This window comes from Arthrobacter zhaoguopingii (assembly GCF_009828605.1).
GTDB lineage: Bacteria > Actinomycetota > Actinomycetes > Actinomycetales > Micrococcaceae > Arthrobacter_D > Arthrobacter_D zhaoguopingii.
Window position 1 is genome coordinate 44,353 of the sequence record NZ_WIAE01000010.1, and the last position, 23,964, is coordinate 68,316.

The window sequence follows — 23,964 nt, forward strand, 5'->3', positions numbered from 1 at the left end:
CCGCCTAGCCTTCCTTGCTTCCGTCGGCGCTGCTTCCGTCGGCGCTGCTTCCGGCGTCGACGGCGTCGTCCCTGCTGCCGGTCACGGCGTCGAGTTCCCGGCCGTCGAAGCAGGTGCGGGTGCCGGTGTGGCAGGCCGCGCCGACCTGGTCGACGGCCACGAGCAGGGCGTCGCCGTCGCAGTCGAGGGACACCGACTTCACCCACTGCGTGTGTCCGGAGGTGTCCCCCTTGCGCCAGTACTCCCGGCGGGAACGGGAGTAGAAGGTGACGCGGCCGGTGGTGAGGGTGCGCCGCAGGGCCTCCTCGTCCATCCATCCGAGCATGAGCACCTCGAGGGTGTCGTGCTGCTGCACGATGGCGGCGACGAGTCCGGCGTCGTCGCGCTTGAGCGCGGCGGCGACACCGGGGTCGAGGCGGAGGGCGGGGTCCGCGGCGGTCGGGGGGCCGGACTGTGGAGAAGACATCGGAACCAATTCTAGTGCCGCGCCAACGCGCCCCGCGCAGCGTCCCCACGGAGGCCGCTTCATGCTAGCTTTTCCAGTGATGCGCTACGTAACTCCGTCCCGCGAGGTTCTGGCCGAAACGCTGATGGCGGCAGGCCCTGACTCCCCTACGCTCTGCGACGGGTGGCGGACCCGGGAACTCGCGGCCCACCTCTACCTGCGGGAGCACCGGCCGGCCCACGGGCTGGGCCTGATGGTGAAGCCGCTGGCGCCGGCCGCGGACCGGGCGGTGCGCAGGACGGCCGAGGCCGCGGCGGCCCCCGAGGACTACGCCGCCCTGGTGGAGAAGTTCCGGGCCGGCCCTCCCGCGCTGTCGCCCCTGCGGATCGGCGGGATCGCCCGGAACGCGAACCTCGTCGAGTATTTCGTCCACACCGAGGATGTGCGGCGGGCCGGAAGCCGGTGGGCGCCGCGGGCCCTCGATGAGGGGTACTCATCGACGCTGTGGACCGAGCTGATCAAGCGCGCCGCCCTGCTCTACCGGGGCGTGGACGTGGGTGTCGTGCTGGTGCGCCCCGACGGGCCCCGCCACGTGGCGCGCCGCGCGCCGGTGTCGGTGGCGATCGTCGGCGAACCCTCCGAACTGCTCCTCCACGCCCACGGACGGCGGCGGCAGGCGCTGGTCACCTTCGAGGGCCGGCCCGACGCCGTCGCGCTGCTCGAAAGCGCCGACGTCGGGCCCTGACGGATCCCGGTCTGACGGTCCCGGGTTCCCGGCCCGCCGGCAACCGCCCGGGGTCCTAGCGGACGGGGTACCCGGCGTCCCGGATGGCCTTCTTGACCTGCGCGATGGCGTCGGGAGGCCCGAAGTGGAAGATCGAGGCCGCCAGCACCGCATCGGCCCCGGCCGCCACGGCCGGCGGGAAGTGCTCCGGTGCGCCCGCGCCGCCCGAGGCGATCAGCGGCACCCCGACCGCCGCGCGGACCGCGCGGATCAGTTCGAGGTCGAACCCGTCCTTGGTGCCGTCGGCGTCGATCGAGTTGAGCAGGATCTCCCCGACCCCGCGGTCGGCGGCTTCCCGCGCCCAGGCGACGGCGTCGATCCCGGTGCCGGTGCGCCCGCCGTGCGTGGTCACCTCGAAGCCCGACGGCGTCTGCGTGTCCCGCGTGCGGCGCGCGTCGAGGGAGAGGACCAGCACCTGGGAGCCGAAGTGCCGGGTGATGTCGTCGATGAGGGCCGGCTCGGCCACCGCGGCCGTGTTGATCGAGGCCTTGTCGGCGCCGTAGCGCAGCAGCCGGTCGACGTCGGCGGTGCTGCGGACCCCTCCGCCGACGGTCAGCGGGATGAAGACCTCCTCGGCGGTGCGGCCGACGACGTCGAACGTGGTCTCCCGCTGGGAGGAGGACGCGGTGACGTCGAGGAAGGTCAGTTCGTCCGCCCCGGCTCGGTCGTATCGGTGCGCCAGCTCCACCGGGTCGCCGGCGTCGCGGAGGTCCTCGAACTTCACGCCTTTCACCACGCGGCCGGCGTCGACGTCGAGGCAGGGGATGACTCGGATTGCGACAGCCATGGAAGCCCCCTAAATCCTGCAGGCGTGGATGGTGCTGACGAGGATGGCGCGCGCGCCCAACTCGTAGAGCTCATCCATCACCTGGTTGGTCTGGTTGCGCTTGATCATGGAGCGCACGGCGACCCAGTCGGAGTCACGCAGCGGGGAGATGGTGGGCGACTCCAGGCCCGGGGTGAGGGCGGCGGCCTCGTCGACGAGTTCCTTGCGGATGTCGTAGTCCATCATCACGTACTGGCGGGCCACGAGCACGCCCTGCAGCCGGCGCAGGAGGACGTCGAGCCCGGCGGGCGCCTCGCCCTCGGCCCGGCCGATCAGCACCGCCTCGCTGCGCAGGATGGGCTCGCCGAAGATCTCCATCCCGGCGGCCTTGAGGGTGCTCCCGGTTTCGACGACGTCGGCGATGGCGTCGGCCACCCCGAGGCGGACCGAGGACTCCACGGCGCCGTCGAGGCGGACCACGGTGGCGTCCACGCCCCGCTCGGTGAGGTAGTCCCGCAGCAGCCCGTCGTAGCTGGTGGCCAGGCGCTTACCGGCGAGCTCCTCGAGGGAGGAGAAATCGCCCACCGGCCCGGCGAAGCGGAAGGTGGAGGCACCGAAGCCGAGCTGCAGGAGCTCCTCGGCCTTGACCTGCGCGTCGAGCAGCAGGTCGCGGCCGGTGATGCCGACGTCGAGGGTGCCTGAGCCGACGTAGACGGCGATGTCGCGGGGGCGGAGGAAGAAGAATTCGATGTCGTTGTCCGGGTCGACCAGGACCAGCTCGCGCGGATCGCGGCGCTGGCGGTAGCCGGCCTCGGCCAGCATGGCGGTTGCCGATTCGGACAGCGCGCCCTTGTTGGGAACTGCTACTCGAAGCATTGGGGAGTCTTTCGCTCGAAGAGGATGAGGGTCTGGGATCAGCGCCGCGGTGCGGCTACAGATGCTTGTAGACGTCCTGGAGCGTCAGGCCTTTGGCGAGCATAAGGACCTGCAGGTGGTAGAGCAGCTGGGAGATCTCTTCGGCGGCATTCTCGTTCGACTCGTACTCGGCGGCCATCCACACTTCGGCGGCTTCCTCGACGACCTTCTTGCCGATTCCGTGGACGCCGGAGTCAAGTTCGGCCACGGTCTTGGACCCGGCGGGGCGGGCTGTGGCCTTCGCGCTGAGCTCCTCGAAGAGGGAATCAAAGGTTTTCACCATGCCAACGTTACTGGGTTCCCCGCCGGGTTCCGCATCCGGGGGGCGGGGTGTGACAAAAACCTCCGCCCCCGGGGCCGCGCTTACATCTTCCAGGGGCGCAGGGCGGCCGCAGCGGCGAGGGCCGCCGTGACCGCCTCGTGGCCCTTGTCCTCCTTGGACCCGGGCAGCCCGGCGCGGTCCAGGCCCTGCTGCTCGGTGTCGCAGGTGAGCACGCCGAAGCCGACGGGCACGCCGGTGCGCACGCTGACCTCGGTGAGGCCGTCGGTGGCCGCGGAACAGACGTACTCGAAGTGCGGGGTGCCGCCGCGGATGACGACTCCGAGCGCGACGACGGCGTCGAAGTGCGGTGCCATCCGCGCCGCTGCCACCGGCAGTTCGAAGCTGCCCGGGACCCGCACCTCGGTGGTCTCCACGCCGGCCTCCGCAGCGGCGCGGCGGGCGCCGTCGAGCAGCCCGTCCATGATCTCGGTGTGCCAGCTCGCCGCGATGACCGCCAGTTTCAGCGGGGCCTCCTGCGTGCTGACGCCGCTGATGTCGATAACCGGTGCTCCGTGGCCGCTCATGGGGTTCTCCTTGGTGTTTCTGTAGGGGTTGGGGACGGCGCGGTGTTGGCCGCGGACCGCAGGTGAACGGCCAGGTCCTCGATGGAAATCAGGGGGAGGGAATGCTCGTCGGCGAAGGCCCGCAGGGCCGGCAGGCGCATCATGCCGCCGTCGTCGTGGACCAGCTCGGAGATGACCGCGGCCGGCTGCATGCCTGCCAGCTTGCACAGGTCGATCCCCGCCTCCGTATGGCCGGGGCGCTGGAGTACCCCGCCGGGCGCGGCCCGCAGCGGGAAGACGTGGCCCGGGCGGGTGAGGTCTCCGGCGGAGCTGGCCGGGTCGGCGAGCACGCGGGCGGTGCGGGCCCGGTCGGCGGCGCTGATCCCGGTGGTGACACCGGCCGCCGCGTCGCAGGAGACGGTGTAGGCGGTGCCCTTGGCGTCCTCGTTGACCGCGGTCATGGGCGGCAGGTTCAGGCGGTCCGCGGCCGCCTGCTCGAGCGGAACGCACAGCACGCCCGAGGTGTACCGGATGGTCCAGCCCATCAGCGCAGGGGTTGCCGATTCGGCGGCGAAGATGATGTCGCCTTCGTTTTCGCGGTCGGCGTCATCGACCACGACGACGGCTCCCCCGGCCGCGATGGCCGCGACCGCCTCGTCGATCCCGTCGAGCCGCACCGTGGCGGCTCCGAAGGTCACGTCGTCGCTCCGCGGGCGAAGCCGAGCAGGCGTTCGGTGTACTTGGCCAGCACGTCCATCTCCAGGTTGACCGGGTCTCCGGGCACCTTGGTGCCGAGGCCGGTCTCCGCGAGGGTGGTGGGGATCAGGCCCACCTCGAACCACGGGTCCTGCTCCTCGGGGGCGCTGACCGCGGTGACAGTCAGGGAGACGCCGTCGATCGCGATTGAACCCTTCTCGGCCGCATAGCGGGCCAAGGGTGCCGGCAGCGAGAAGCGGAGGCGGTGCCACGCCCCGAGGTCCTCGCGTTCGCGCAGCACGCCGAGACCGTCGACGTGGCCCTGGACGACGTGCCCGTCGAGCCGGCCTCCGGCGGGGACGCAGCGTTCGAGGTTCACCGCTGCCCCCGGCGTGAGGGCGCCGGTGGTGGTGCGGCGCAGGGTCTCGCCCATGACATCGACCGCCACCCGGGCGCCGTCGAGCTGAACCGCCGTGAGGCAGACCCCGTTGACGGCGATCGAAGCACCCGGGGTCAGGTCGGTGCCAGTGGCGGCGGCCTCGAAGACGAGCACCGCGCTTTCCCCGTCGGCGGCGAGGTCGAGGGAGACGACGCGTCCCTGTTCTGAAACGATTCCGGTGAAGATGGCTTACTCCTGGTTGTGCTGGGGGGTGGACGGGTTTACCGGTATGCCGGTCGCGGTGCCAGCGGAGGTAGATGCGGCGGCGGTGGTACTTGCGGGGGTGATGCTTGCGGCGGCGGTGCGGTCGGCTGCGGTGCCGTCACCGGCGTCACCGTCATCCCCGTCGGCGGGGCGCAGGCGCAGGCGCACGTCCGGCCCGAGCTGGGTGACGGCGCCGCCGCCGGCCGGGTCGGGGACCCACCGGTGCGCGGCGGCCAGCGTCGGCACGCCGACCGGCGGGAACATCGGCGTCCCCTCCCCCAGCACCACCGGCGCGATGTAGCTGACCAGCTCATCCACGGTCCCCGCCGCCAGGAACGCCCCGGCGATTCCGGGGCCTCCCTCGACGAGGACGTGGCGGACGCCGCGGCCGTGCAGTTCGGCCAGGGCCGTGGGGACATCGTGGGTGGCCAGCTGGAGGAAGCCCGGTCCGCGCACGGCGGCGTCCTGGGGTACCGGGCGCAGTCCCATCACGGCGCGCAGCGGCTGGGCCGGGGGCGGGCTGCCGGCGTCTCCGGCCGCTCCGGCCTCGTCCGTCGGGACCGGCCTTGCGGTCAGGCGCGGGTCGTCGGCGAGCACCGTGCCGGTGCCGGCGAGCACGGCGTCGACCCTCGCCCGGATGGCGTGGCCGTCGGCGCGGGCCCGGCTGCCGGTGATCCACTGGCTCGTGCCGTCGGCCGCCGCGACCCGGCCGTCGAGGCTCGACGCGGTCTTCAGGGTGACGAACGGCCGCGATTCGGCGGTGGCGCGCAGCCACCGGCCGTTGAGGTGTTCCGACTGCGCCTGGCGGAGGCCGCCGTCGCACTCGATGCCGTGGTCCTGCAGCCAGCGCGCGCCTCCGGCGGCCTGGGCCGTGCGGTCGGGGGCGGCGAAGACCACCCTGCGGATGCCCGCCTCGTGGATGGCCGCGGAGCAGGGTCCGGTGCGTCCCTGGTGGTTGCACGGCTCGAGGGTGACCACCATGGTGCCGCCGGCCGGATCCGCGCCGCGGGAGCGGGCGTCGGCCAGGGCGGCGACCTCGGCGTGGGGCGTACCGGCCCCGCGGTGATACCCGGAGCCGAGCACCTGCCCCTCGGGGCTGAGCACGACCGCGCCGACCAGGGGGTTGGCCCCCCGCACTCCCTGTGCAGCGAGTTCGAGGGCGCGGTCCATGGCGCGGACCTCGGCCGGGTTCACCCCGGCCGGATCCAGCGCCTGCGGATCCTGTGCTGCTGGCGTCACAGTGCCTGCTTCACCGGGGCATCGACCGCGGACACCAGCCGGGCCTCCGCCCGCCGGCGCTCGCGGGTCCACACGGCGAAGCCAATGATCGTGAAGGCGCCGTAGATCAGGTACATGACGGCGCTTGCGTAGTAGCCGGCGCTGAAGAGCAGGGGAACACCGACGATGTCGACGGCGACCCAGATCAGCCAGAATTCGACCCAGCCCTTGGCCATGCCGAAGGTGGCCAGCAGCGAGCCGACGAAGGTCCAGGCGTCGGCCCACACCGGCTCGTACGAGCCCAGGGCACGGAACACCGGAGTGAGAGCCACGGTGCCGAGGATCATCCCGGCGACCAGCCCGATGCGCGCCCGGCCGGAGGCCCAGCGGGGGGTGACGGCCGAACCGGCGGCCTGCCGGCCTGCCTGCCACTGGCGCCAGCCGTAGACCGAGACGGCGATGAACATGACCTGGCGGCCGGCCTGGCCGAGGAGGTCAACGGTGCCGGCTCCGCCGAAGGCAGAGCCGAGGAAGACGGTCAGGAGCAGGACATTGCCCACGATGCCGACGGGCCAGGCCCAGACGCGCCGGCGCATGCCGCCAAGGACGCTGAGCAGACCGAAAACGTTTCCGATGACCTCACGCAGCAGGAGGGAACTGCTGCCTACGGGGATGCGGGCTTCGAAGAGCCACTGAATTAGATCCATGTCGTTCCTAACCGTCTCAACGGCTCGGGGTGACGACAGCTGGAAGGACTCAGGCCACGCGCGGCGGAGCCGCCAGCGTGGACCTCCGCGGCATGGTCCCCCAAGGAGGGGACGCATCCGCGACGTCCTGCTGTTCGTGCTTCTCCCATCCAGACTTTAACTGTCGGTGCCGGAATTTCACCGGCTCAACCGAGGGCTCCCGCGCGGATGCGCAGTCACCACCGGGTCGCGGACTATAACCGCCGGTTCGGAATTACACCGACCCCGGAGCACGTACTTGTATGATTCTTCCACAACGCGCGACCTGGCCGCGTTATTTCCCTCCCGGCGATCACCGGCCGGGGGGTTCCGACGGACCGCGGCCGGTGAAGCCGGAAAAACCGCGCGAATCCGGCCGCCTTCCACCCTCTTACATCCCGAAACGGCAGCGCTCCCCCTTTTCCGACGTGGAGATGTGGCAAACGGCACACCCGTGACGGGCGGAATGCGGGTACGCCGGGGGTCCTGCGGGCGCCTTCGAGGGCCGCAACGAGTCCCCACTCCCCCTCCCCACTGAAACTGCAGCTCACCACGCTTCCCCGGCCGCACAACGTGGTGAACTGCATACTCGGCGAGGCGAGGGGCGACGGCGGGCGACGGCGGGCGACGGCAGGCGACGGCGGGCGGCGGCCGGACGCAGGAATGCCCACCGAAACTGCAGCTCACCACGCTTCGGGGGCCGAAAACGTGGTGAGCTGCGGAATCGAGTGGGCTGGCCCTAGGGACCGGAACTAGGCCTCCGCCGGTGCGGGCTTCCCCTCGGCCGGCTTCGACGGTTCGGCCGACTTGGGACGGGCGTCCACCCCGGCTTCCTTGCGCTGCTGCGGCGTGATCGGCGCCGGAGCGGCGGTCAGCGGATCGTACCCGCCGCCGGACTTCGGGAACGCGATGACGTCCCGGATCGAGTCGGTGCCGGCGAGCAGGGAGACGACCCGGTCCCAGCCCAGGGCGATGCCGCCGTGGGGAGGCGCGCCGTACTTGAAGCCTTCGAGCAGGAACCCGAACTTCTCCTGGGCTTCCTCGGCGCTCAAACCCATGACGGCGAAGACGCGCTCCTGCACGTCGCGACGGTGGATACGGATGGAGCCGCCGCCGAGCTCGTTGCCGTTGCAGACGATGTCGTAGGCGTACGCCAGCGCGTTCTCGGGATCGGTGTCGAAGGTGTCCATGAACTCGGGCTTGGGCGAGGTGAACGCGTGGTGCACCGCGGTCCAGGCGCCGGCGCCGACGGCGACGTCGCCCGCGGCCACGGCGGCCGAGGCGGGTTCGAACATGGGGGCGTCGACCACCCAGACGAAGGCCCAGTCGCCGTCCTTGATCAGCCCGGTCCGGTGGCCGATCTCGACGCGCGCGGCGCCGAGCAGGGCGCGGGAGGAGGTTTTCTCTCCGGCGGCGAAGAAGATGCAGTCACCCGGGTTCGCCCCGGCCGCGGCGGCGAGGCCCTCGCGTTCGGTGTCGTTGAGGTTCTTAGCCACCGGTCCGCGCAGGCTGCCGTCGTCGTCGATCAGGACGTACGCGAGGCCCTTGGCGCCGCGCTGCTTGGCGAATTCCTGCCAGGCGTCGAGTGTGCGGCGGGGCTGGGAGGCTCCCCCGGGCATGACGACGGCGCCGACGTAGGGTGCCTTGAAGACGCCGAAGCCGGTGTCCTTGAAGAACTCGGTGAGCTCGGTGAGTTCGAGCCCGAACCGCAGGTCGGGCTTGTCGGAGCCGTACTTGGCCATGGCGTCGGCGTAGGTCATCCGGCGGATCGGGGTCGGGATTTCGACGTCGATGAGCTTCCACAGCCGGGTGATCAGCTGCTCGCCGAGGGCGATGATGTCGTCCTCCTCGACGAAGCTCGCCTCAATGTCCAGCTGGGTGAACTCGGGCTGGCGGTCGGCGCGGAAGTCCTCGTCGCGGTAGCAGCGCGCGATCTGGTAGTACTTCTCGAACCCGCCGACCTGCAGCAGCTGCTTGAACAGCTGGGGCGACTGGGGCAGGGCATACCAGGAACCGGGGGCCAGACGGGCGGGCACCAGGAAGTCGCGCGCACCCTCGGGGGTGGAGCGGGTGAGGGTCGGGGTTTCAATTTCGACGTAGCCGTCGGCGTGAAGCAGTTCGCGGGCCACCCGGCTGGCTTCGGAGCGCAGGCGCAGGTTCTTCTGGGGCGCTGGGCGGCGCAGGTCGAGGTAGCGGTGCTTCAGGCGCGCCTCCTCGCCGACCTCGACGTGCTCGTCGATCTGGAACGGCAGCGGATCGGCGGTGTTGAGGACGACGACCTGATCGGCCATCACCTCGATCTCACCGGTGGCCAGGGCGGGGTTCTCATTGCCCTCGGGCCGCTTCTGCACGGTGCCGGTGATCTGCAGGACGTACTCGTTGCGCAGGGTGGAAAAGACCTCCTCCTCGCGGACGACGACCTGGGCCACGCCTGAGGCGTCCCTGAGGTCAAGGAAGGCGACGCCGCCGTGGTCCCGGCGCCGGGCCACCCAGCCGGTCAGGGTGACGGTCTGTCCAATATGCCCGGATCCGAGCGAGCCGAGTTCATGCGTGCGCAGCACAGCATTCCTTCCTACCGAAGTACCGCAGGCGGAGCTTCACCTGCTTAGTGTTAGATCAAACGTGTCCGAGTTTACCGGTCCACCGCGGCCGTCCCGGCCAGCAGCCGCACCCCTGACCGGCGGTCCTGCCCGGCACGGCGGTCCGGCGGCCACCGGGCCGCATCCCACGAGAGGGCACTGAAGATGAGCAACGTTCCGGGGCTGCGGCGTTCAATGGGCGGATTCGACGCCACGACCGTTGGAATCGGGTCGATGATCGGTGCCGGCGTGTTCGTCGTCTTCGGCCCGGCCGCGGCGGCGGCAGGCAGCCTGCTTCCCGCGGCCGTCGTCCTGGCCGGATTAATCGCCTACTGCAACGCCGCCGCCAGTGCCGCCCTGGCCACCGTGCACCCCTCGAGCGGCGGCACCTACATCTACGGCAGGCGCCAGCTGGGGCCGTGGCCGGGCTTCATCGCCGGCTGGAGCTTCGTCACGGGCAAGCTGGCCTCCTGCGCCGCCATGGCCTTCACCTTCGGGCTGTACGCCGCCCCCGGGTGCGAGACTCCGGCCGCGGTTGCCGCCGTCGTGGGGCTGACGGCGGTCAACCTGCTCGGCGTCACCCGCACCGCCCTGATGACGCGGGCGGTCGTCGCCCTGGTGGTGCCGGTCCTGGCCTTTGCCGCCGTCGTGGCTTTCGCCGGACCGACGGCACCGCAGCCGTGGACGCCACCGGCCGGAGGGCCGTGGGGCGTGCTTCAGGCGGCCGGCCTGCTGTTCTTCGCGTTCGCCGGGTATGCCCGCATCGCCACTATGGGCGAGGAGGTGCGCGAGCCCGGCAAGAACATTCCCCGGGCGATCTTCGGTGCCCTCGGGTTCACGCTCGTGCTCTACCTCGTCCTCGCCGCCGCGCTGCTCACGGCCCTGGGCGCCGGGCCGCTGGGCGATTTCGCGGCACCCCTGCGCGACGCCGTCCTCGCGGCCGGTGCTGCCGGCGGCGGGCCCGGGGGGAGCGCCGCCGGAACCGCGGTGCTGGCCGTGACGCTCGCCGCCGCCCTGGCGAGCCTTGGTGCCCTGCTGGCGCTCATCGCCGGGGTGGGCCGCACGACACTCGCCATGGCCCGGGAGGGCGACCTGCCCCGGGCCCTCGCCGGGATCTGGTCCCGGTTCGGGGTGCCGTGGGCGGCGGATACCGCAACCGCCGCCGTCGTGATTGTCCTGCTGCTGACGACGGATGTGCTCACCGTCGTCGGTTTCTCGAGCTTCGGCGTGCTGCTGTACTACGCGGTGGCCAATGCGGCGGCCTTCACCCTCGCCGAGCGCCAGTGGTACGCCCCGAAGATCCTCAACGTCGTCGGTGCCGCGGGGTGCCTGCTGCTCGCGTTCACGCTGCCCGGGGCGTCGGTGCTGACCATGACGGCGATCCTCGCGGTCGGCGTTGGAGGCCGCGCCGTCGTGCTCTGGCGGCGGAACCGGCGTTCCGCCCGCGGCTGACCCGGCCGCGGGCCGACCTTCCGGAGAGAATGTCCCGACGGCGGAAAACGCGCCCGAAAGCGACGTTCGGACCGGAAATAACGGGCTCGCCTGTCGTTTTCGGGCGTACCTGTCGTTTTCGGGCGTTCCTGTCGTTTTCGGGTGCGGCGGCCGCCCTAGGAGACCCGCAGCACCTGCGGGACCAGGTCTTCGGCCGGCGGCGTCCACGAATCCGGATCGGCGGCCTCCTGCGCCCCAGAGCGGATGTCCTTGACCTCGTGGGTGCCGTCGGCAGCGGTGAACCAGACGAAGGGGATGCCGCGGCGGTCGGCGAACTTGATCTGCTTGCCGAACTTCTCGGCGCTGGCAGCCACCTCGGCCGAGATGCCCCGGGCCCGCAGGGACGCGGCGACGTCCTGCGCGGCCGACCAGGAGTCCTCATCGGCAAGGGTCACCAGGACGGCCGTGGGAACCTGCCGGGAGGGGGCCGCGAAGTCCTGGCTGAGGATCCGCGAGACGATCCGGGTGACGCCGATGGACAGCCCGACGCCGGGGAAGGTGCGGTTGCCCTTCGCCGCGAGGCTGTCATAGCGCCCGCCGGAGCAGATGGAGCCGAGGCTTTCGTGGCCGTTGAGGACGGTCTCGTACACGGTGCCGGTGTAGTAATCGAGGCCACGGGCGATGCTCAGGTCCGCCACGACGCGCCCCGGCGCCCGCTTGGACGCCTCGGCGATGACCTGCTCAAGCTCGGTCAGCCCTTCCTCCAGCAAGTCGTCGGACACACCGAGCGCCCTGACCTGGGCCACGAAGGACGTATCCGGGGTGCGGATCGCGGCAAGGGCGAGGGCGGCGTCGACCTGGGCGTCGGTGGCGCCGAGCTCCTCACGCAGCAGCTGCCCCACCTTGGCGACGCCGATCTTCTCAAGCTTGTCGATGCTACGCAGCACCGAGGCCGTATCGGTGAGCCCGATGCCACGGTAGAACCCCTCGGCGAGCTTGCGGTTATTGACCCGCAGCGTGAAGTCGGGAATCGGCAGCGCGCCAAGCGCTTCGACGACCACCAGTGCCAGTTCGACGTCGTACCGGAACGGCAGGACACCGTCGCCGACGACGTCGATGTCGGCCTGGGTGAACTCCCGGGCCCGCCCCTCCTGCGGGCGCTCCCCGCGCCAGCACTTCTGGATCTGCGACCGGCGGAAGGGGAAGGCGAGGTGGCCGGCGTTCTCGACGACGTAGCGGGCGAACGGCACGGTGAGGTCGTAGTGAAGGGCCAGGCCCGCCTCGGATGCGGAGGCCTCGTCGGCCTGCAGGCGGGAGACGGCGTAAACCTCCTTGTCGATCTCGCCCTTACGCAGCAGCTGGTCAACGGTCTCAACGGCCCGGGTTTCGATGTTGGAGAAGCCGTGGAGGTCGAACACGCGGCGCAGGGTGTCAAGCACATGCAGCTCGATCAGCCGCTCCTGCGGAAGCCATTCCGGGAAGCCGGACAGTGATGCCTTACGGGCCATGGGCGTTTCTCCTTGATCGATGCAGCCAGGGAGGCGCTTCCACCGGTGCGGCACTTATTTTAGGGGCTGACCGGGTGCCCCGCGAAAACGCGGTGAAAGCCCCTGGAAGTGCACCGCTACACACGGAACCCCTGCGGCCCCCGGAACGATAGACTCCTTATCTCTGAACGAAATGGCGGCGGACCGGTCCGTGCCATCCATCGAGCGAAAGACTTATAGCGGTGACAGACAGTCAGCAATCCGACGAAATGACCATCAACGACGAATCAGTGGCCCAGGACCCCATCGTGGATTCCGCCGTTGACGAGCCAGCGGAGGAGACCGCCAGCGCCGACACCCCCGCCGCTGTGGGTCCAGCCGACGCCGCCCCGGCCGCCGGGGAGCAGACCGCGGCAGCACCGGGAACCGACGCAGCAGCCGTCCCGGCAGCTGCGGTGACCTCGGACAGTGAGACCCCGGCCACCGACACCCAGACAGCTCCGGAGACACCGACAGCTGCGGACACTCCGGCAACTCCAGAAGCCCCGGCCACCGACACTCCGGCAGCTCCGGAGACGCCGGCCGCTGCGGACACCCCGGCAGCTCCGGAGACGCCGGCCGCTACGGACACCCCGGCAGCCGAGGACACCCCGTCAGCTCCAGAGACCCCAGCCCAGGAGACCCCGGCCGCCCCGGCTGCGGAAAGCCCCGCAGCTCCTGCACCGGCCGCCGCCCCGGCAAGGCCAGCCGCACCGGCCGCCCCGCGCGCTCCCCTGCCGACAGCGATGGCGCCGCGGCCGCTGAAGAAGGCTCAGACCCCGCTGGCGGTCCCCCCGGCGCACAGCACTCCGCTGACCGAGGCGGAGAAGTTCGCCCGCGTCGAGGATGACGGACACGTCTTCCTGCTCCTCAACGGCGAGGAGCATCCGGTCGGCCAGTACCCCGATGCCTCCCGCGAGGAGGCCCTCGCCTACTTCGTGAAGAAGTATGACGACGTCGTCAGCCAGGTCGCGCTGCTTGAGCAGCGAGTCAGGGGCAAGGCGCCGTCGGCGGACATGCTGAAGACCGCCAAGCACCTGCGCATCCAGGTGTCCGAGCACAAGCTCGTCGGCGACGTCGCGGCCCTCGAGGCGCGGATCGACATGCTGACCGAGGCCATCTCGGGCCTTGAGAAGGCCGAGCGGGCCGTCCAGGACGAGCTCAAGGCCAAGGAACTCGCTGCCCGCGAGGCGATCGTCGCCGAGGCGGAGGAACTGGCCGGCCGCGACCCGGCGACCGTCCAGTGGAAGGTCAGCAGCACGCGCATGAACGAGCTGTTCGAGCTGTGGAAGGCCGCGCAGAAGAACGGCCCGCGGCTGGGCCGGGGCACCGAGGATGCCCTGTGGAAGCGGTTCCGCTCCGCCCGGACGATCTTCGACCGGCACCGCCGCGCGTACTTCTCCCAGCTGGACAGCGACAACGCCGAGGCCAAGCGAGCCAAGGAGACGCTGATCGCCCGCGCCGAGAGCCTCTCCAGTTCAACCGACTGGGGTGCAACGGCTGCCGAATACCGCCGCCTGATGGACGAGTGGAAGGCCTCGAAGCGGGCCAGCCGCAAGGACGACGACGCCCTGTGGGCGCGGTTCCGCGCCGCTCAGGACCGCTTCTTCGAGGCCCGCAAGTCGGCCAACGAAGCGGTCGACGAGGAGTACGGCGCGAACCTGGTGGCCAAGGAGGCCCTCCTGAAGGAGGCCGCCGCGCTTCTGCCGGTGAAGGACGTCGCCGCGGCCAAAAAGGCGCTGCAGTCGATTCGGGACCGCTGGGAGGAGGCAGGCAAGGTGCCGCGCGCCGACATCGGAAGGATGGACGCCGGCCTGCGCCGCGTTGAGGACGCCGTCAAGGCGGCCGAGGACGAGCACTGGCACAAGACGAATCCCGAGACCAAGGCCCGCACCAACAGTGCGCTGAGCCAGCTGCAGGCCACCATCGCCACACTGAAGGATGACCTGGCGGCGGCCGAGAAGGCAGGGGATGCCAAGCGGATCTCCACCGCGAAGGAAGCCCTCTCCGCCCGCGAGCAGTGGCTCGAGATGCTGCAGCGGTCGGCCCAGGACTTCTCCTAACCCGGGTCCGAACGAAAGCCCCCGGAGCCCGGTTTTCCACATCGGGACCCGGGGGCTTTTGTCTGCCGTGCCGAATTCGGAATGCTTGAGCAATGTCACCGCTGAGCACCGGCTCCGCTGTTCCACCCGTCCGGGTCGTCCGGGACACGTGGGCGCGTGCCGGGCCCGCGGTGCGGCAGCCGCTGGGTGAGGCCGTGCTCTTCCACGCCGGGGACTTCTTCAGCGCAGTCGAGCTTCAGGGAATGACCTTCGACGGCCTGGTCCGGCGGGTCTACCGGGACACCTACCGGCGCACCGACTGCCCGGAGGATGCGGTGGCGCGCGCCTGTGCCGCAGCGAACGCGCTTCCGGGACCGCTGCGCGGCCGGGTGGCGCTGGCCCGCCAGTGCGCAGCCTGGGTGTACGGGTGTGCACCGCCGCCGCCGCTCCTGAGCGTGGTCACGGACCACCGCCGGCGCACCACCGCGGTCCCTGCGTTCGGTGCCACCACAATGCACCAGGTGGCGCTGGGGCCCTTCGACGTCAACCTCGTCGGCGGCGTGCCGGTGACGACGCCGCTGCGCACCGCCCTCGACATCGCAATCCACGGTCCCGAGGCGACCGCCATCGACATCCTGGCCGCCCTGGCCTCCGCGCCGGGTCTCGAGTGTCCCCTGCGGCTGGTGGAGGCGGCTCTGGCGAGCACACGCAGGGTGCCGGGCAAGGCCCGTGCCCTCGCCCGCCTCGGGCGGGCCGGCGGCACGGGTGTCCGGGAGGCCTCCCCCCACGGAACGCCTCCTGCGCGGCGGCGGGCATAGGCAGCCGTCGTCAGGTATCCGTCACCGGGCATCCGTCACGCAGTCTCGGGCGCCGGGTGGCCGGGCCCGCGGCAGGCGGTCCTAGGTGCGGCGCTGCGAGCCGGTCGTCCGGTAGACGTCGAATACGCCGTCGATCCGCCGCACGGCGGCCAGCACGTGGTTGAGGTACTTCGGGTCACCCATCTCGAAGGCGAACTTCGACATGGCAACCCGGTCCGAGGAGGTGTTGACGCTCGCGGCGAGGATGTTGACCTGGTTCTCCGAAAGCACCCGGGTCACGTCGGAGAGCAGACTCTTCCGGTCCAGCGCCTCCACCTGGATCTCCACGAGGAACACGCTGGACTGGGTCGGCGCCCACTCGACCGGCACGATCCGGTCCGGCTGGTCCCGCAGCTCCTGGACGTTCCGGCAGTCCGAGCGGTGCACCGACACCCCTGAGCCGCGGGTGACGAACCCGATGATCGGATCGGGGGGAACGGGCGTGCAGCACCTGGCGAGCTTCACCCAGACGTCGCCAACGCCGCGCACCGTCACCCCGGAGTCGGAGAACTTGGGCCGGCGCGGCTGGCTGGCGACCGCGGGCTCGGCCAGGTCCTCCTCGGCCTCCTGGTGGCCGCCCATGAGTGCCACGAGGTGCTCGATGACGTTCTGCGCGGAGGTGTGCCCGTCGCCGACCGCTGCGTACAGGGCGGCGATGTCCTGGTGGTGGAGTTCCTGGGCCACGGAGAGCAGCGCGGTATGGGTCATCATCCGCTGCAGGGGCAGGTTCTGCTTGCGCATGGCGCGGGTGAGCAGGTCCTTGCCCTTGTCGATGGCCTCCTCGCGGCGCTCCTTCGTGAACCACTGCCGGATCTTGTTCCGGGCCCGAGGGCTCTTGACGAAGCCCTGCCAGTCCTGGCTCGGCCCGGCGCCCTCGGCCTTGGAGGTGAAGATTTCGACCCAGTCACCGTGGTTCAGTTCGCTGTTCAGCGGCACCAGCTTGCCGTTGACGCGGGCGCCGATCGTCCGGTGCCCCACCTCGGTGTGCACCGCGTAGGCGAAGTCGACGGGGGTCGAGCCGGCCGGCAGGGCCATCACCTCGCCCTTCGGGGTGAAGACGAACACCTCGCGGGCGTTGATCTCGAAGCGCAGCGAGTCGAGGAACTCGTTGGGGTCGGCCGTCTCCTGCTGCCAGTCGACCAGGCTGCGCAGCCAGCCGAGGTCTCCGCTGTCGGGGGCCTCGGCGGCCTTTCCGGCCCCGTTCTTGTACTTCCAGTGCGCCGCCACACCGTACTCGGCCCGCCGGTGCATGTCGTGGGTGCGGATCTGGATCTCGACGGGCTTGCCGCCGGGGCCGATCACCGTGGTGTGAAGGGACTGGTACATGTTGAACTTCGGCATCGCGATGTAGTCCTTGAACCTGCCGGGCAGCGGGTTCCAGCGCGAATGCAGCGAGCCGAGGGTGGCGTAACAATCGCGGACGCTGTCCACGAGAACCCGCACGCCCATGAGGTCGTGGATGTCGTCGAAGTCCTTCCCCCGGACAATCATCTTCTGGTAGATCGAGTAATAGTGCTTGGGCCGGCCGGTGATGGTGGCCTTGATCTTCACCGCGCGCAGGTCTTCGTCGATCTGGTCGCGGATCAGGTTGAGGTGCTTCTCGCGCTCGGGGGTGCGGTCGCCGACCATCCTCACGATCTCCTCGTACACCTTCGGGTGGAGGGCGGCGAAGGAAAGGTCCTCGAGCTCCCACTTGATGGTGTTCATGCCGAGCCGGTGAGCCAGCGGGGCGAAGATCTCGAGGGTTTCCCGGGCCTTCCGGGCCGAGGATTCGGGTGAGACGAAGCGCCAGGTGCGGGCGTTGTGGAGCCGGTCGGCGAGCTTGATGACGAGCACCCGGATGTCCTTGGCCATGGCCACGACCATCTTGCGCACCGTTTCGGCCTGCGCCGCGTCACCGAAGGAGACCTTGTCCAGCTTGGTGACGCCGTCGACGAGCATGGCGACCTCGGCGCCGAAGTCCCGGCGAAGCTCATCGAGGGTGTAGGCGGTGTCCTCGACGGTGTCGTGGAGCAGCGCCGCGGCCAGGGTGGTCCCCGACATGCCGAGCTCGGCCAAAATCGTCGCGACGGCCACGGGGTGGGTGATGTACGGGTCCCCGCTCTTGCGCATCTGGCCTTCGTGGCTGCGCTCGGCGACGAGGTAGGCGCGCTGGATGAGGTCCAGGTCCTCCTTGGGGTTGTTGGCCCGCACCGTGCGCAGCAGCGGCTCCAGCACCGGCGAGTAGCCGCTCGAGCCGCGCCCGGTCAGCCGGGCGATCCGGGCGCGGGTGCGCCCGCGGCGGCCGGGGGTGGGCGGTTCGGACCCGGGCAGGCGGGACGGAGCGGCCGGTGCGGCTGCTGGAGCGGCCGGTGCGGCTGCTGGAGCGGCCGGAGCGACCGGCGCCGCACTCCAGTTCGGTCCGGCGGCCGGAGCGGCGGACGGCGGACCGGGAACAGGACGCGGCGAAGCGGCCGGCGGTGGTGTCCGGCCGGTGGTGGACCGCTCTGCGGGTGTTACCGCTTCAGCCATTTCAGCCCTTATCCTCAGCGCTTCGGCTACCTCTCATGCCCTTCGGGAGTGCACACCGTTAAGTCTAGCGGTGCCGGCGGCGCACGAGCTGCACCGCCGGCACCTCCGGATCAGGCGTTTGCGGCCTCGAGGGCCCGCCGCTGCCGGACTGTCTTTTCCTGCTCCTTGATCTCCGGCTCATTCAGCCGCAGCCACGCGTACATCGGCGCGGCGATGAAGATGGTGCTCAGGGTGCCCAGGATGATGCCGATGAACAGCGCCAGGGACAGGTCCCGAAGCGTTCCGGCGCCGAGGAGGTAGGCGCCGATGAACAGGATGGAGGCGACCGGCAGCACGGCCACGACCGAGGTGTTGATGGAGCGCACCAGCGTCTGGTTGACCGCGAGGTTCACCTGCTCGGCGAAGGTGCGCTTGGAGGTCACGGAGAGCTCCGCGGTGTTCTCCCGGATCTTGTCGAACACCACCACCGTGTCGTACAGGGCGTAGCTGAGGATCGTGAGGAAGCCGATGATCGCCGAGGGGGTCACCTCGAAGTCGCTGAGCGAGTACAGGCCGGCGGTCACGACCATGACGACCACCAGGGCGCTCATGGCGGCCAGCGACATCTTCCAGGTGCGGAAGTACAGGGCCATGAGCACCGCGGCCAGCAGGACGAACACCACCAGGCCGATCAGCGCCTGCCGGCTGACGTCCTCGCCCCAGGTGGGCCCGACGAAGCTCGAGGTCACCTGTTCGGGCCCCACGCCGTACGCTTCCACGAGGTTGTCCCGCACGCTCAGCGTCTGGTCGTCGCTGAGCCGCTCGGTCTGGACACGGATGGTCTCGGCCGCGATGTTGGTGACCCGCGGGACGGCCCCGGGTACGACGTCGGTGACCGCCTGCTCCCCCACCGCAATGTCGGTGTTTTCGGTATCGGAGACGGTGAACTCGGAGCCGCCGCGGAAGTCGATGCCCAGGTTGAACCCACCCTTGACCACCGGGATGATCAGGGAGAGGAGCACGGCGGCTGCGGCGATGATGAACCAGAGCTTCCGCTTGGCCACGAAGGGGTAGGACCGCTTGCCGGAATAGAGCTCGTTACCGAAGTCGGCGAAGCTGCTGCGCTTCATCGGTTTTCTTCTTTCTCTTCGGCGGGGCCGCGTCCGGCCAATGCCTTCTGCTGCTCCGCGATGCGACGCTCGGCAATGGTCATGCGGCGTTCCGCCTCGCCGGCGGCCGCCTTGTTCTTCGTCTTGGCTGCCACGGCCGGCCGGGCGGCCGTCTCGGCGGGGCTGCGGAAGCGTCCGGCTCCGCGGTAGAGCGACGCCACGCCCAGCCGTTCCGGGTCCAGCCCGGACCACTTGTGGCCCTCCCCGAAGAACCGGGTCCGTGCCAGCAGGCGCAGGACCGGGTGGGTGAACAGGAAGACGACGATGAGGTCCGCGATGGCCGTGAGGCCCAGGGTGAAGGCGAAGCCGCGGACGTTGCCAACGGCCACGAAGTAGAGGACAAGGGCGGCGAGGAGGTTGACCGCCTTGGAGGCGAGCACCGTCCGCTTCGCGCGGCGCCACCCGTTCTCCACGGCGGAGATCATGCCCCTGCCCTCACGCAGTTCGTCGCGGATCCGCTCGAAGTACACGATGAAGGAGTCGGCGGTCTGTCCGATGGCCACGATCAGGCCCGCCACACCCGCCAGCGACAGCCGATAGTTCTCGGTCCAGCCCAGGATCGCGATGGCCAGGTAGGTCAGCACGCCGGCCACGACGAGCGAGGCGATGGTGACCAGGCCGAGCATACGGTACTGGAACATCGAGTAAACGGCCACGAGCACCAGGCCGATCAGGCCCGCGATAAGGCCAAGGCGCAGCTGGTCGGCGCCGAGGGTCGCGGAGATCTGCTGCTCGCTCTGGATCTCGAAACTGATCGGCAGGGCGCCGTACTTCAGCTGCTCGGCGAGGGTGGCGGCCGATTCCTCGGTGAAGCTGCCGCTGATGCTCGGGTTGCCGTCTGGGATCACGGCGTTCGTCGTCGGGGCGGAGACGATCCGGCCGTCGAGGACGATGGCGAACTGGTTGCGCGGGTCGCCCTGGCCGATTGCGAAGAGCCGCTCGGTGACGTCACGGAAGACCTTCGTGGCGTCGTCGTTGAAGTCGATGTTGACGACCCAGCTGTTGAGGGACTGTCCCTGCTGGCCACGGGCGAGCCCGTGGGTCGCGCCGTCGATGTCGGTGCCGGGCACCTCGACTGGCCCCAGGATGTACTTGCCCTGGGTTTCGGGCTCGCAGGCGACCATCGGCTGGTCGGCGGGGGCCGGTTCGGTCCTCGGCTCAAGCGCGGCGGGGTCGAGGCAGTCAAGGGTCTCGAACGCGGTGAAGATCTCCGGGGTGATCCAGTTGGGGTCGCTGGCGTTGGTGGGCTCGGCCGTGGGCTTGGGCAGCTGGTCGGCGGGCGTGGGGGTCTCCGCGGCGGGCGCCTGGCCCGGTCCGCCCGCGAGCACGGGGCGGAATTCAAGCTGCGCCGAGGCCCGGATCAGCTCACGGGTCTCGGAGTCGGGGGTCCCCGGGAGGGAGACGATGACGTTCCGGCCGGACTGGGTGGAGATCTCGGCTTCGGCCACGCCGCTGCCGTCGACCCGCTGGCGGATGATCTCCACGGCCTGGTTCAGCTGTTCGGGGCTGATCTCGGAGCCGCCGCCCTGGAGCTTGGGCGAGAGGATCAGCTGCGTGCCGCCCTCGAGGTCGAGGGCGAGCTTCGGGGTCCAGCTTGCGTTGCTCCAGACGGAGCCGGCGCCCAGCAGCGCGGCGAGCAGAGCAAGAAGTACGCCCAGCCAGACGAGGGTTCGTTTGGCTGCCGTGCCGGGGCCGGTACGTGGCATTGTCGATTGTCCTTAGGAGTGGAGCGCGGTGTCCGCGCCGTGCCGGTGGGACCCGGCCGCCGGGACTGCCCGGGGCCGGGGCCGCGTGCTAGTTGTCGTTGTTCCTGTTGTTCTCGCGGTTGAGGCGCGCCACGGTTTCCTCGGGGGTTTCAGCGGCGGTGCTTCCTCCGGTGCCGGCGGCCCCGGTGGTGGCGATGGTGTCCGGCGCGGCAACCGAGGGCTCGTCAGCGAGGTCCTCTGCCGGCTCCTGCCGGACGACCTTGCTCAGGGCCTGGGTGTGCACGGTGGCCGTGTTGCCCGGGGAGAGTTCGATGACGGCCTTGTTGTTCTCCTGGTCGATCGACACGATGGTCCCGAAGAGACCGAACTGGGTCATCACCTCGGTGCCGGGCTCCATCTGCGAACGCATCTCGGTGACCTGCTGCTTGGCCTTGCGCTGCCGGCGGAACATGGAGAAGATCAGAAACGCCAGCGCGAGCGGCAGGATCAGGTTGAAGATGTCGAACGAAGAACCGGCGGCATCGCCGGCTTCCGTGGCGGTCGAAGCTACTACGTTTGCGAACACAGAAAAGTTCCGTTCCTATAACTGGGGTCGGCACAGCCGGCGCAGATTCAGCCGGCTCACGCCGCGTGTCCTCCCAGTGTAAAGGGAAACCGGCCCCCGGCCGGTCAGGCGGGGTCAGGTCATCCAGTCCCCGGCCGGGTCCTCGCCGGAAACCTCCTCCTCCTGCGCGGCGGTGAAGAGGTCCTCGGGCATCGCTGCGGCCACCGAGGGCGGCATCACCAGCCCGAGGTGGTGCCAGGCCGCGGCGGTGGCGATCCTGCCGCGCGGGGTGCGCCCGAGCATGCCCTCGCGCACCAGGTACGGCTCGGCGACCGTTTCGACGGTCTCCGGTTCCTCCCCGACGGCGATGGCGAGCGTCGACAGGCCCACCGGTCCGCCGTTGAACTTGGTGATCAGGGCGGTCAGCACGGAGCGGTCGAGCCGGTCCAGGCCCTTCTCGTCAACCTCGTACATGTCCAGGGCCGCCCCGGCGCTGCCGGCGTCGATCAGGTCGATGCCGTGGACGAGCGCCCAGTCGCGCACCCGGCGCAGCAGGCGGTTCGCGATGCGCGGGGTGCCCCGGGAGCGGCCGGCGATCTCGGCGAAGGCGGCCGAGTTGACCTTCATGTCCATGAGCATGGCCGAGCGGCGCAGCACCAGTTCGAGCTCGTCGGTGGAGTAGAACTCGAGGTGGCCGGTGAAGCCGAAGCGGTCGCGCAGCGGCCCGGGCAGCAGCCCGGCCCGGGTGGTGGCGCCGACGAGGGTGAAGGGGGGAAGGTCGAGCGGGATGGCCGTCGCGCCGGGGCCCTTGCCGACGACGATGTCGACGCGGAAGTCCTCCATCGCCATGTAGAGCATTTCCTCCGCCGGGCGGGACATGCGGTGGATTTCGTCGAGGAACAGCACCTCGCCCTCGGTGAGCGAGGAAAGGATCGCGGCGAGGTCACCGGCGTGCTGGATCGCCGGGCCCGAGGAGATGCGCAGCGGCGCGTTCATTTCGGCGGCGATGATCATGGCGAGCGTGGTCTTGCCCAGCCCGGGCGGGCCGGAGAGCAGCACGTGGTCGGCGCTGCGCCCCCGGAGCCGGGAGGCCTCGAGCACGAGGGACAGCTGCCGGCGCACGCGTTTCTGGCCGACGAAGTCGTCGAGGTTCTTCGGCCGGAGCGCAGCCTCGACAGCGCGGTCCTCGGGGTCGGATCCGGCCGCGACCAGCGGGGCGTCGCCGGGCTGCTGGGCGGTGGCCATCAGAGGCTTTTCGCCCGGGCCGAGCTCCGCGCGCCGTCGGAGCCGAGCCGGCGGAGGGTGAGCTTGAGGATCTGGGCGACGTCGCCGGTGGCCGCGACCTCTGGCGCCTCGGCGGTGGCGGCGTCGATGGCGGCCCCGGCGTCCTTCTCGGACCAGCCAAGGCCGATCATGGCGGTGAGCACCTGGCCCTGCCAGGTGTTCTTCGGCACGCCGGGCGCTTCGAGGGGCACCAGCTTGCCGGCGAGTTCGAGGACGATCCTGCGCGCCCCTTTGGGCCCGATGCCGGGCACCTTGCTGAAGGCCTTGTCGTCCCCGGAGGATGCGGCGATGCGGATGGCTTCGGGTGTGTGCACGGCGAGCACGGCCAGAGCGAGCCGCGGGCCGACGCCGCTGATGGCCAGCAGCGTGTCGAAGACCTCCCGCTGCTCGGCGTCCTCGAAGCCGAAGAGGGTCATCGAGTCCTCGCGTACGACCATCGTGGTGAAGACCTGGGCCTCGCCGCCCACCCGGAGCGTGGCGAGGGTCTGCGGCGTCGCCTGCACCTGCATGCCGAAACCGTGAACGTCGAGCACGGCGGACTGCAGGCCCACGGAGGCCACCGTGCCGCGGAGGGAACTGATCATGTCGGGGAGCTCCAGAGAGGTGTTGGGATCGATCGCCCGAACCAGCGTCCGAACATACTTTCTATTACGTTACCGGTCCGGGGCCCCGGGCGTGCAACGCCACACCGGGCCGTCCGTGGGCCGGCGGTTCCTCCGCAGTGCCAGTCAGGGACGCCGGGCCCTCGCCTCGGCCTCGGCCCACATGCGCTGGGCAGGCGTGGCGGCTCCCGCACCGGCGGCGGCGGCCGCACCCTGCAGGCCCACCCCCCTGCGCCAGGCGTGGGTGATGGCCAGGGCCAGGGCGTCGGCCGCGTCGGCCGGCCGCGGCGGGGCGTCGAGCCGCAGGATCTTGGTGACCATTTTGGTGACGGCCACCTTGTCGGACTGCCCGTTGCCGGTCACCGCGGCCTTGACCTCGGTGGGGGTGTGCAGTGCAACGGGGATTCCACGCCGGGCCGCGGCTGCGATGACCACTCCGGAGGCCTGGGCGGTTCCCATCACGGTGCTGACATTGAGCTGGCTGAAGACCCGTTCGACGGCCAGCACATGAGGGGAGTGAAGGTCGAGCCACTCATCGACGGCCTCGGCGATGACCAGAAGCCGCTGGTCGAGGCTGCGTCCGGCCTCCGTGCCGACCACGCCCACGGCGACCAGCGTCGAGTGCCGGTTCGGTTCGACGTCGACGACGGCCAGTCCGCACCGGGTCAGCCCGGGGTCGATGCCCATAACGCGGATCGTCACGGCGCCTCCTCCCCG

Annotated in this window: 22 protein-coding genes and 1 riboswitch; of the genes, 4 read left to right on the forward strand and 18 right to left on the reverse strand. The window is 70.5% G+C overall.

The features are described from left to right. Positions 1 to 4 precede the first annotated feature (4 nt). The gene (gene hisI, locus GVV77_RS13410) at positions 5 to 466 is read right to left on the reverse strand and encodes a phosphoribosyl-AMP cyclohydrolase (protein WP_159619169.1); all 462 of its coding nucleotides are present in this window, start codon (positions 464 to 466) and stop codon (positions 5 to 7) included. 79 nt (positions 467 to 545) lie between these two features. Between hisI and GVV77_RS13415 the strand changes: the two genes are divergently transcribed. After that, complete coding sequence (locus GVV77_RS13415; RefSeq protein ID WP_159619170.1) at positions 546 to 1,190, forward strand: TIGR03085 family metal-binding protein; 645 nt, start codon at positions 546 to 548, stop codon at positions 1,188 to 1,190. Between the two features lie 55 nt (positions 1,191 to 1,245). On the opposite strand, the gene hisF is transcribed toward GVV77_RS13415, so the two are convergent. The 9 genes from hisF to aspS form a co-directional block, all read right to left on the reverse strand. Beyond that, on the reverse strand, positions 1,246 to 2,016 hold the full coding sequence (gene hisF, locus GVV77_RS13420; protein ID WP_120169168.1) for an imidazole glycerol phosphate synthase subunit HisF: 771 nt from the start codon (positions 2,014 to 2,016) through the stop codon (positions 1,246 to 1,248). Positions 2,017 to 2,025: 9 nt separating this feature from the next. Further along, positions 2,026 to 2,871 carry an ATP phosphoribosyltransferase gene (hisG, locus tag GVV77_RS13425; protein WP_159619172.1) on the reverse strand — a complete coding sequence of 282 codons (846 nt, stop codon included), beginning with the start codon at positions 2,869 to 2,871 and terminating at the stop codon, positions 2,026 to 2,028. A 55-nt stretch (positions 2,872 to 2,926) separates the two neighbouring features. Continuing rightward, entirely contained in the window at positions 2,927 to 3,190 is a 264-nt protein-coding gene (locus GVV77_RS13430) for a phosphoribosyl-ATP diphosphatase (RefSeq protein ID WP_133404667.1), read from the reverse strand. Positions 3,191 to 3,273: 83 nt separating this feature from the next. After that, positions 3,274 to 3,756, reverse strand: a complete 483-nt coding sequence (gene ribH / locus GVV77_RS13435) for a 6,7-dimethyl-8-ribityllumazine synthase (protein ID WP_120169162.1) — start codon at positions 3,754 to 3,756, stop codon at positions 3,274 to 3,276. Beyond that, positions 3,753 to 4,433 (reverse strand): 3,4-dihydroxy-2-butanone-4-phosphate synthase, encoded by a 681-nt coding sequence (gene ribB / locus GVV77_RS13440; protein ID WP_159619174.1) that lies wholly within the window; start codon positions 4,431 to 4,433, stop codon positions 3,753 to 3,755. Before ribB ends, ribH begins: the two co-directional genes overlap by 4 nt. After that, entirely contained in the window at positions 4,430 to 5,056 is a 627-nt protein-coding gene (locus GVV77_RS13445; RefSeq protein ID WP_159619292.1) for a riboflavin synthase, read from the reverse strand. The genes ribB and GVV77_RS13445 overlap by 4 nt, the downstream gene beginning before the upstream one ends. A gap of 3 nt (positions 5,057 to 5,059) precedes the next feature. Further along, positions 5,060 to 6,313 carry a bifunctional diaminohydroxyphosphoribosylaminopyrimidine deaminase/5-amino-6-(5-phosphoribosylamino)uracil reductase RibD gene (ribD, locus tag GVV77_RS13450; RefSeq protein WP_246199815.1) on the reverse strand — a complete coding sequence of 418 codons (1,254 nt, stop codon included), beginning with the start codon at positions 6,311 to 6,313 and terminating at the stop codon, positions 5,060 to 5,062. Further along, the gene (gene pnuC / locus GVV77_RS13455; protein ID WP_159619176.1) at positions 6,310 to 6,999 is read right to left on the reverse strand and encodes a nicotinamide riboside transporter PnuC; all 690 of its coding nucleotides are present in this window, start codon (positions 6,997 to 6,999) and stop codon (positions 6,310 to 6,312) included. Before pnuC ends, ribD begins: the two co-directional genes overlap by 4 nt. A gap of 133 nt (positions 7,000 to 7,132) precedes the next feature. Next, a riboswitch (FMN riboswitch) is annotated at positions 7,133 to 7,275 on the reverse strand. Between the two features lie 494 nt (positions 7,276 to 7,769). Then, complete coding sequence (gene aspS / locus GVV77_RS13460) at positions 7,770 to 9,578, reverse strand: aspartate--tRNA ligase (protein WP_159619178.1); 1,809 nt, start codon at positions 9,576 to 9,578, stop codon at positions 7,770 to 7,772. A gap of 183 nt (positions 9,579 to 9,761) precedes the next feature. On the opposite strand from aspS, the gene GVV77_RS13465 reads away from it, so the two are divergent. Next, positions 9,762 to 11,048, forward strand: coding sequence for an APC family permease (locus tag GVV77_RS13465; protein WP_159619180.1), 1,287 nt, complete (start codon positions 9,762 to 9,764; stop codon positions 11,046 to 11,048). Between the two features lie 155 nt (positions 11,049 to 11,203). On the opposite strand, the gene hisS is transcribed toward GVV77_RS13465, so the two are convergent. After that, positions 11,204 to 12,535, reverse strand: coding sequence for a histidine--tRNA ligase (gene hisS / locus GVV77_RS13470; RefSeq protein ID WP_159619182.1), 1,332 nt, complete (start codon positions 12,533 to 12,535; stop codon positions 11,204 to 11,206). A gap of 221 nt (positions 12,536 to 12,756) precedes the next feature. On the opposite strand from hisS, the gene GVV77_RS13475 reads away from it, so the two are divergent. Next, positions 12,757 to 14,616 (forward strand): DUF349 domain-containing protein, encoded by a 1,860-nt coding sequence (locus GVV77_RS13475; protein WP_246199816.1) that lies wholly within the window; start codon positions 12,757 to 12,759, stop codon positions 14,614 to 14,616. Between the two features lie 92 nt (positions 14,617 to 14,708). Then, entirely contained in the window at positions 14,709 to 15,413 is a 705-nt protein-coding gene (locus tag GVV77_RS13480; protein ID WP_159619184.1) for a hypothetical protein, read from the forward strand. 81 nt (positions 15,414 to 15,494) lie between these two features. On the opposite strand, the gene GVV77_RS13485 is transcribed toward GVV77_RS13480, so the two are convergent. The 7 genes from GVV77_RS13485 to ruvC form a co-directional block, all read right to left on the reverse strand. Then, complete coding sequence (locus tag GVV77_RS13485) at positions 15,495 to 17,963, reverse strand: RelA/SpoT family protein (protein WP_246199817.1); 2,469 nt, start codon at positions 17,961 to 17,963, stop codon at positions 15,495 to 15,497. Between the two features lie 110 nt (positions 17,964 to 18,073). Continuing rightward, positions 18,074 to 19,072: a protein translocase subunit SecF gene (gene secF, locus GVV77_RS13490; RefSeq protein WP_159619186.1), complete on the reverse strand. Its 999-nt coding sequence runs from the start codon at positions 19,070 to 19,072 to the stop codon at positions 18,074 to 18,076. After that, entirely contained in the window at positions 19,069 to 20,817 is a 1,749-nt protein-coding gene (secD, locus tag GVV77_RS13495) for a protein translocase subunit SecD (RefSeq protein ID WP_159619188.1), read from the reverse strand. The genes secF and secD overlap by 4 nt, the downstream gene beginning before the upstream one ends. An 88-nt stretch (positions 20,818 to 20,905) precedes the next feature. Next, positions 20,906 to 21,382 carry a preprotein translocase subunit YajC gene (gene yajC, locus GVV77_RS13500; RefSeq protein ID WP_246199818.1) on the reverse strand — a complete coding sequence of 159 codons (477 nt, stop codon included), beginning with the start codon at positions 21,380 to 21,382 and terminating at the stop codon, positions 20,906 to 20,908. A 114-nt stretch (positions 21,383 to 21,496) separates the two neighbouring features. Further along, complete coding sequence (gene ruvB / locus GVV77_RS13505; RefSeq protein ID WP_159619189.1) at positions 21,497 to 22,606, reverse strand: Holliday junction branch migration DNA helicase RuvB; 1,110 nt, start codon at positions 22,604 to 22,606, stop codon at positions 21,497 to 21,499. Next, positions 22,606 to 23,229 (reverse strand): Holliday junction branch migration protein RuvA, encoded by a 624-nt coding sequence (gene ruvA, locus GVV77_RS13510; protein ID WP_159619190.1) that lies wholly within the window; start codon positions 23,227 to 23,229, stop codon positions 22,606 to 22,608. The genes ruvB and ruvA overlap by 1 nt, the downstream gene beginning before the upstream one ends. 144 nt (positions 23,230 to 23,373) lie before the next feature. Then, a complete protein-coding gene (gene ruvC / locus GVV77_RS13515; RefSeq protein ID WP_159619191.1) occupies positions 23,374 to 23,949 on the reverse strand; it encodes a crossover junction endodeoxyribonuclease RuvC in 576 nt (191 codons plus the stop codon). Positions 23,950 to 23,964 lie beyond the last annotated feature (15 nt).

Coding starts and splice junctions, on each gene's coding strand:
- hisI (WP_159619169.1), bottom strand. CDS start 466: ATGTCTTCTCCACAGTCCGGCCCCCCGACCGCCGCGGACCCCGCCCTC.
- GVV77_RS13415 (WP_159619170.1), top strand. CDS start 546: ATGCGCTACGTAACTCCGTCCCGCGAGGTTCTGGCCGAAACGCTGATG.
- hisF (WP_120169168.1), bottom strand. CDS start 2,016: ATGGCTGTCGCAATCCGAGTCATCCCCTGCCTCGACGTCGACGCCGGC.
- hisG (WP_159619172.1), bottom strand. CDS start 2,871: ATGCTTCGAGTAGCAGTTCCCAACAAGGGCGCGCTGTCCGAATCGGCA.
- ribH (WP_120169162.1), bottom strand. CDS start 3,756: ATGAGCGGCCACGGAGCACCGGTTATCGACATCAGCGGCGTCAGCACG.
- pnuC (WP_159619176.1), bottom strand. CDS start 6,999: ATGGATCTAATTCAGTGGCTCTTCGAAGCCCGCATCCCCGTAGGCAGC.
- GVV77_RS13465 (WP_159619180.1), top strand. CDS start 9,762: ATGAGCAACGTTCCGGGGCTGCGGCGTTCAATGGGCGGATTCGACGCC.
- hisS (WP_159619182.1), bottom strand. CDS start 12,535: ATGGCCCGTAAGGCATCACTGTCCGGCTTCCCGGAATGGCTTCCGCAG.
- GVV77_RS13480 (WP_159619184.1), top strand. CDS start 14,709: ATGTCACCGCTGAGCACCGGCTCCGCTGTTCCACCCGTCCGGGTCGTC.
- GVV77_RS13485 (WP_246199817.1), bottom strand. CDS start 17,963: ATGGCTGAAGCGGTAACACCCGCAGAGCGGTCCACCACCGGCCGGACA.
- secF (WP_159619186.1), bottom strand. CDS start 19,072: ATGAAGCGCAGCAGCTTCGCCGACTTCGGTAACGAGCTCTATTCCGGC.
- secD (WP_159619188.1), bottom strand. CDS start 20,817: ATGCCACGTACCGGCCCCGGCACGGCAGCCAAACGAACCCTCGTCTGG.
- ruvB (WP_159619189.1), bottom strand. CDS start 22,606: ATGGCCACCGCCCAGCAGCCCGGCGACGCCCCGCTGGTCGCGGCCGGA.
- ruvA (WP_159619190.1), bottom strand. CDS start 23,229: ATGATCAGTTCCCTCCGCGGCACGGTGGCCTCCGTGGGCCTGCAGTCC.